This window comes from uncultured Pelagibacterium sp., assembly GCF_963972885.1.
GTDB lineage: Bacteria > Pseudomonadota > Alphaproteobacteria > Rhizobiales > Devosiaceae > Pelagibacterium > Pelagibacterium nitratireducens.
This window is the reverse complement of sequence record NZ_CAXAXY010000135.1, coordinates 1-6,420: the sequence shown is the minus strand read 5'-3', so window position 1 is coordinate 6,420 and position 6,420 is coordinate 1. Positions and strand designations below refer to the sequence as shown.

The 6,420-nt window shown below is 61.1% G+C and carries 8 protein-coding genes, 1 other RNA gene and 1 pseudogene; 2 read left to right on the top strand and 8 right to left on the bottom strand.

All coding sequences use genetic code 11. The features are described from left to right. From ruvB to ruvC, 3 genes are all read right to left on the bottom strand, one after another. The coding region (ruvB, locus tag AACZ55_RS15190; RefSeq protein WP_339647464.1) for a Holliday junction branch migration DNA helicase RuvB at window positions 1-586 on the bottom strand (586 nt) is incomplete at its 3' end. A gap of 41 nt (window positions 587-627) precedes the next feature. Then, window positions 628-1,245: a Holliday junction branch migration protein RuvA gene (gene ruvA / locus AACZ55_RS15185; protein ID WP_339647463.1), complete on the bottom strand. Its 618-nt coding sequence runs from the start codon at window positions 1,243-1,245 to the stop codon at window positions 628-630. Next, a complete protein-coding gene (gene ruvC, locus AACZ55_RS15180) occupies window positions 1,242-1,745 on the bottom strand; it encodes a crossover junction endodeoxyribonuclease RuvC (protein WP_338609443.1) in 504 nt (167 codons plus the stop codon). Before ruvC ends, ruvA begins: the two co-directional genes overlap by 4 nt. Window positions 1,746-1,929: 184 nt before the next feature. On the opposite strand from ruvC, the gene AACZ55_RS15175 reads away from it, so the two are divergent. Then, entirely contained in the window at window positions 1,930-2,754 is an 825-nt protein-coding gene (locus tag AACZ55_RS15175) for a GGDEF domain-containing protein (RefSeq protein ID WP_339647462.1), read from the top strand. 46 nt (window positions 2,755-2,800) lie between these two features. On the opposite strand, the gene AACZ55_RS15170 is transcribed toward AACZ55_RS15175, so the two are convergent. The 5 genes from AACZ55_RS15170 to AACZ55_RS15150 form a co-directional block, all read right to left on the bottom strand. Further along, a complete protein-coding gene (locus tag AACZ55_RS15170; RefSeq protein ID WP_339647460.1) occupies window positions 2,801-3,547 on the bottom strand; it encodes a YebC/PmpR family DNA-binding transcriptional regulator in 747 nt (248 codons plus the stop codon). Between the two features lie 75 nt (window positions 3,548-3,622). After that, window positions 3,623-4,438, bottom strand: a complete 816-nt coding sequence (locus AACZ55_RS15165; protein WP_339647458.1) for a TIGR00282 family metallophosphoesterase — start codon at window positions 4,436-4,438, stop codon at window positions 3,623-3,625. Continuing rightward, entirely contained in the window at window positions 4,435-5,025 is a 591-nt protein-coding gene (locus AACZ55_RS15160) for a 5-formyltetrahydrofolate cyclo-ligase (RefSeq protein ID WP_339647456.1), read from the bottom strand. Before AACZ55_RS15160 ends, AACZ55_RS15165 begins: the two co-directional genes overlap by 4 nt. Before the next feature lie 21 nt (window positions 5,026-5,046). Next, a non-coding RNA gene (gene ssrS / locus AACZ55_RS15155) (6S RNA) lies at window positions 5,047-5,205 on the bottom strand. Between the two features lie 74 nt (window positions 5,206-5,279). Beyond that, window positions 5,280-6,044: a hypothetical protein gene (locus AACZ55_RS15150; RefSeq protein ID WP_339647454.1), complete on the bottom strand. Its 765-nt coding sequence runs from the start codon at window positions 6,042-6,044 to the stop codon at window positions 5,280-5,282. Between the two features lie 133 nt (window positions 6,045-6,177). Between AACZ55_RS15150 and AACZ55_RS15145 the strand changes: the two are divergent. Then, window positions 6,178-6,420: pseudogene (locus tag AACZ55_RS15145) on the top strand (hypothetical protein); the annotation flags it as partial.

Genomic DNA, 6,420 nt, shown 5'->3' with positions numbered 1-6,420 from the left:
TCAGCCGCGCGCCGCGCTCGACGATCTGGACCAGTTCCTCGGGCGTGTAAAAATTCAATCGCACCGGAATGCCGAACCGGTCGCGCAAAGGGGTGGTCAAGAGACCGGCCCGGGTCGTTGCGCCCACAAGGGTGAACTTGGCCAGATCGATGCGCACCGAGCGCGCCGCCGGGCCCTCTCCGATGATCAGATCGAGCTGGAAATCCTCCATCGCCGGATAGAGAATTTCCTCGACCGCCGGGCTGAGACGGTGGATTTCGTCGATGAACAAGACGTCGCGCTCTTCGAGATTGGTCAAAAGCGCGGCCAGATCCCCCGCCTTGGCGATGACCGGACCGGACGTGGCGCGAAAGCCTACGCCAAGCTCGCGCGAAATGATCTGGGCGAGCGTGGTCTTGCCCAACCCTGGCGGGCCGACGAACAACACATGATCGAGCGCCGCCTGCCGCTGCTTTGCGGCTTCGATGAACACCTGCAGATTGGCGCGCGCCGCCTCCTGCCCGATAAACTCGGAAAAACCCGAGGGGCGCAGGGAAACATCGAGACTGTCGTCGCGGCCTTCAGCGGCATTGGTGAGATCGGTCATATTGGTTTGCTATTGCCCCCGGCGCCCGATTGCAACGGACCTCACGAACTCAATTCCCGCAGCCCCAGCCGGATGAGCTTTTCGGTGGGCGTGTCCTCGCCCTCTTTGGCCACGACCCGCGCCAGCGCGCTTGAGGCCTGCGCCTGTCCGTAGCCCAGATTGACCAGTGCCGAGACGGCATCCGACACATTGCCCGTGGCGAGCCCTTCGCCCAAAGCGGTCTGCAGGCCCATCGCTCCTGCATCGATCGCGACCCCGGCGGGAACCTTGCCCTTGAGCTCGGACACGATGCGCTGGGCCAGCTTGGGGCCGACCCCGGATGCGCGACCCACCATGGCCTTGTCCTGGAGCGCGACGGCCGAGGAAAGATCGGATGGCGATAGGATCGACAAAATGCCCAGCGCGACGCGTGAGCCAACGCCCTGAACGGTCATCAACAATTTGAACCAGTTCTTTTCGCCCTCGGTGGCAAAACCGTAAAGCCGGATCATGTCCTCGCGCACGATCATTTCGATAAACAGCACGGCCGCTTCGCCCACCCGGGGCAGCGCCTGCAGGGTGCGGCCCGAGCAATGGGCTTCGTAACACACGCCATTGACGTCGATCAGCGCGGTGTCATCGCCGAGCGTTTCGATGATGCCCTTGAGTTTGCCGATCATGCGCTCTTTGCCAGTTTGCGGTGTTGACGATGGTGGGCATGGCAAATGGCGATTGCCAGGGCATCAGCCGCGTCGGCCGATTTGAAATTGGCGGCGGGCATCAGGGTCTTGACCATCAATTCGATCTGCTTTTTTTCCGCGTGCCCGGTCCCGACCACCGATTTCTTGACCAGGTTGGCCGAATATTCACCCACCGGAAGCCCCATTGAAGCTGGAGTCATGACCGCAATGCCGCGCGCCTGTCCGAGCAGCAGCGTGGAACGCGCACCGGCATTGACAAAGGTTTCCTCCACGGCGGCCTCGGCCGGGTGATGTTCGGCGATCAACCGCATCAGCCCTTCGTGGAGATGGACGAGGCGCAGGGAAAGCTCCTGGTCGACGGCCGGCGTCAGAACCCCGCAGGCGATAAACCGCAGACGGTTTCCCTCAGCCTCGATGATGCCCCAGCCGGTGCGCCGCAGCCCCGGATCGATCCCCATGATTCGCACGATATTCAACATCCCCCAATTTAGCCCGTTCCCATCAGCCTACCAAGCGCAAAGTGAACAAACCAAAAACATCCTCATCTTATCCCCCGACTTCACAATATCCGGCGCGGCTCCAATTTTCCCGTTCCCGGCAAGATTGTGTTCACCCCTTACCCGCTAGGTTGCCCCCGGACGCAAATACTTTCGGTACATATCCATGGCACGAGAATTCAGACTGCCTCGGCAGGCCTGGGCGGGCATCATTGGACGTACGCTCGGTCACATGGCGGTCGCCGTCGTGATTTCAGTGGTGATTTCCTACATCATTCTCGAAGTGTTCTCCCAGGGCATCGGCCAAATCGGTCTGATCGTTGCCATCATCGCCCCGCTCGCGCTGGGCGGTCCGATGGTTTTCTACATGTCTGTCCGTCAGTTCGAACTGCAGATGGCCTATGACAGGCTCGAGGCGGCAGCGGCGCGCGACAGCCTCACCAATTGCCTCAATCATGGCGCCTTCGTCGATGCGGTCAGCCTTGCTCTGGCCGACGAGCAGGCCGGCGGCGGCACGCTGCTTGTCATCGACGCCGATCACTTCAAATCGATCAACGACCGTTACGGCCATGCCAGTGGAGATACCGCGCTCAAGCTCATCGTCGCCGCCATCCGCTCCTCGGTGGGGTCCCTCGATATCATCGGCCGGCTCGGCGGCGAGGAATTCGGCGTCTTTCTTCCAGCATCCAATGCCGAACAGGCCCAGCGCACCGCCGAGACCATTCGCCAATCGGTCCAGATGATCGAATTCGATGCGGCAGGCACCAAGGCCTGCGTCCTGTCGGTGAGCATAGGCGGCACCGTTGCCGCCGAACCGGTCGATTTTGGCGTCATCTTCAAAAGCGCCGACGAACAGCTTTACAAGGTCAAGGAATCCGGACGCAACGGCGTCAGCCTCGTGGTGCTGCTGCCCCGCCCCACAGCGACCATGGCGATCAAAGAGCCGACCGGGCTGGTCTATCGCGGGCAGGAAGTCAAACGCATCGCATGAAAAAGGCGGCCGTCAGGGCCGCCTCTCAATACAGCATTTGCGCCGGTCAGGCCGAAAGCTTGGCCATGTCCTCGTCGCTCATCTCGAAATTGGCATAGACGTTCTGGACGTCGTCGTCGTCGTCGAGATTGTCGATCATGCGCATCAGGCTCGCACCCTTGTCGGCATCGACCGGCGTATTGGTCTGCGGCTTGAACACGGCCTTGACGCTTTCGGCCTCCCCCAGAGCCGCTTCGAGCGCTGTGGAAACCTCACCGATATCTTCAAAGGCGCAATAGATCGTGTGGCCCTCTTCGTCGGACTGCACGTCCTCGGCCCCGGCCTCGATGGCCGCTTCCATGACCGTATCGGCATCACCGGCCTTGGCGGGATAATAGATTTCCCCCACCCGGTCGAACATGAAGGCGACCGATCCGGTTTCCCCCATTGCGCCGCCGGCCTTTGAAAAGATGGCGCGCACGTTCGACGCCGTGCGGTTGCGGTTGTCGGTGAGCGCCTCGACGATAACGGCAACCCCGCCGGGGCCGTAGCCCTCGTAGCGGACCTCTTCGTAATTGTCGCCGTCTCCGCCCTGCGCCTTCTTGATGGCGCGTTCGATATTGTCCTTGGGCATGGACTGGGCCTTGGCGTTGTTGACCGCCAGGCGCAAACGCGGGTTCATCGCCGGATCGGGCATGCCCGACTTTGCGGCGACGGTGATCTCACGCGCCAGCTTGGAAAAGATTTTCGAGCGCACCGCGTCCTGACGGCCCTTGCGGTGCATGATGTTCTTGAACTGTGAATGGCCGGCCATGGTCGGACAGTTCCCTGTTTGGTCGTTAAAATGAGATTGGCGGGTTATAGGGGAGCGATCCGGAGAAATAAAGCCTCAGAATTGGGGCAGCGCTTGCGAGAGCGACCCACCGATACGCACGGGCTGGATTTGCGTGCACAGCCCCGAGCCTCTGTCTGTCTCGATTGCAACGCCGCACAGCGTGGCCTCACCCTCGGACGGCGTGAACCGCGCCGTGACCAAACCGGTGACGAACCGGTTGAGGGGTTCTTCGAGCTCCATGCCGATCACGCTGTCATAATCCCCGCACATGCCCGCATCGCTCATCAGTCCCGTTCCGCCGCGCAGGATGCGGTGATCGGAGGTCGGGATGTGGGTGTGAGTGCCCACCACCAGTGAAACCCGGCCATCGAGGTAATGGCCCATGCCCTGCATTTCCGAGGTCGCCTCGGCGTGAAAATCGACGACGATGGCATCGGCCTGCTCACCCAGCGGGCAGCGGGCGATGGCATTGTCGACAGCGCGGAACGGATCGTCCATGGGCGGCATGAACACCCGCCCCAGCGCATTGACCACTAGCACCTGATGGCCGTTGCGGCCCGTAATCATTGTGGCGCCGCGGCCCGGCGCCCCGGGGGGAAAATTGATCGGCCGGATCAGGGTGTCGTGGCGCTCGATTGCCGTCATCAACTCGCGCTGGTCGAAAGCATGATCGCCCAGCGTCACCACATCGGCGCCCGCGTCGCGTAACAGCTCGTAATGGGCCTCGGTGATGCCGCGCCCGTGGCTGGCATTCTCGCCATTGACGATGACGAAATCGAACCGGCATTGCTCGATCAGGTCGGGAAGCCGCTCGGCCACCACATCCCGGCCGGCCCGCCCCATAACGTCGCCCAGAAACAAAAGCCTCATGCGTCCTCGAAGCGGCGCAGGCCGGTCTCGGTGACCAGCAGGTCGAGTGGCAGGTCATGATCGAGCCGGGGAATGAAATCGAGTTCCTGGGCCGAGAACGCATAACCGACAAGCAGCGGTTTTTTGCTCATGGCGGCGAGCGTCCTATCGTAATAGCCCTTGCCATAGCCCAGCCGCGTACCGAGCCTGTCGAAGGCCAGAAGCGGAATGACGACAATATCGGGTGTGACGATGGGCGCGGTTTCAACTGGAGCGAGCGTTCCAAAACCCGAGGGATAGAGCGGCTGACCGTCTTCCCAGAGCCGCAACTCGAGCGGCTCGTCCTCGCCGGTCACCACTGGCAGGGCGATTTTCTGGCCCGAATCCATGAGCCGGGTCAGAAGCGGCTTGCAGTCGATCTCGTCACGGATCGGCCAATAGAGCGCGACAATCTGATCTGAATGCAGCGGCACGCCCTCGAGAAAGACATCGGCCGCCAGTTTGGATGCGTCGGCACGGTCGTCTTGGGGAACGGCCAGACGCCGGGCAAGGGCCTCTTGCCGAAGTGTTGCCTTTTGCTCTTCAAGCTGGGCTTCGCTATCGGTCAAGCCGCTCACTTTCCTTTAAAATCTTGTGCCGCCCTGGCCGTGGGATGTGTCGATCCCGGGAACCTACGTTAGTAGGTGGGCGCCGTTTGTCCAAGCCCACGGGCCTGGTCAGGGACAGCTCCCTTTAGGATCGATAAGGCCCCGGGGATGCAGTATCCTACACGAACCGGGCAGCACGCGATCATATAGGCCTTTGTGAGCGTCCCGAAAAGTGGGTAAGGACCAAATGTTTTCCAGCCCGGCGGGCGGCAGCCCTATTGGGCCGGTACCGGATGGAGTGCGCTGCGCTCGACGGCAAGTGTTCGGGCGGAAAAAGCAAGACCAACACTGTCCCATGCGCGGGCGATATGGTCGGTCAGAGCATAGAAAAACAGCGTCAGCCCCGCGATCTCAAGCCCCTCCTCGATCAGGATGGATATCGAATAGGCCACGGTCTCCTTGCCCGTGGCACTTTCGACGGCGCCGCCCACCAGTTCCATCCCCAGCGCACCGCCGACATAGGCCCCGCCGGCGATGGTGAACAGGACGGCGGTGCGGCGCGGGAGGCGCAAGAGGAAAGGCAGGTAATAGGCGCCGATCAATGCCACGGCGATGGCGCCGGGAATGACCCAGGAATAATACAATATCCCGGTGAGATCGAAGGCGTTGCGCAGCGGCATCATCAGCGATTCGTGAAAGCTCGCCGCCTCATCGATTGCCATAAGGCAGAAGATGACCCCCAGTATCGTCCAGCGCCGCGCATCCACTCCCCCGGTCTGGCGCACTGTACGCCCCATGACCATCAGGGTTGCCCCGATCGCCAGGATCAGGACGGCTGAATAAAATGCTGGCAGCGACAACTCGGCATCGAGCGCTATGTGGCGCAATTCCTTGAGCGGCGTGTCCAGCCCGATCCGGCCAATGACGATTTCGCGCACAATGCCCAGAGCGATGATGACCGCCGAAATTTTGGCAACCCATTGCGCGCAACGCTTGAGATCAATGGAAAGAACAGGCGCTTGTGATGCGCTGACAGACATGGCGATACCCCGTTTTCAAGGCGGTGCGGCCAAGTTCAATTGCCCGAAATGCGTTTTTTGTATCCGCACAGCCCCATTTCCGATCGCATTAACGGATCGGATTGTTACCCAATCAAAGGATAACCAACATGACATGTCCATCAATCCGGGGATAAATGGTAAACAACGGACTGCAGGAACCGCAGACCCGGCAAGAAGAAATGCCCGACATATCCCTGTTTATGTCAGCATTATTGACATAAAAGCAATCCTGCACATAAATTGGTCGACGCCTGCAGGTCACCATGGGAGCAGCCCGATGATTACGCCCGAATATGCGCTCACCATGGCGCGCTACAATGCCGAACTCAACCGCCGCGTTTATGGCGCTGCGCTG